The sequence below is a fragment of the Methylobacterium sp. AC690 genome (assembly GCF_979256535.1).
The window spans coordinates 1-364 of sequence record NZ_CEEDOX010000061.1 but is presented as its reverse complement, the minus strand read 5'-3'; the positions used below and the strand labels follow the sequence as shown (position 1 = coordinate 364).

General features: G+C 42.6%; 1 protein-coding gene. It reads right to left on the bottom strand.

Annotated features, from left to right (window positions below):
• A partial coding sequence (locus tag AC0IY1_RS25325) for a CatA-like O-acetyltransferase (RefSeq protein ID WP_471773333.1) occupies positions 1 to 325 on the bottom strand: 325 nt, incomplete at its 3' end.
• Between the last annotated feature and the right edge of the window lie 39 nt (positions 326 to 364).

The following is a 364-nucleotide window of genomic DNA, read 5'->3' as shown; positions in this document are numbered from 1 at the left end:
GACAGCTCCAGAGCGATGAAAACGTTTCAGTTTGCTCATGGAAAACGGTGTAACAAGGGTGAACACTATCCCATATCACCAGCTCACCGTCTTTCATTGCCATACGAAATTCCGGATGAGCATTCATCAGGCGGGCAAGAATGTGAATAAAGGCCGGATAAAACTTGTGCTTATTTTTCTTTACGGTCTTTAAAAAGGCCGTAATATCCAGCTGAACGGTCTGGTTATAGGTACATTGAGCAACTGACTGAAATGCCTCAAAATGTTCTTTACGATGCCATTGGGATATATCAACGGTGGTATATCCAGTGATTTTTTTCTCCATTTTAGCTTCCTTAGCTCCTGAAAATCTCGCCAAGCTAGC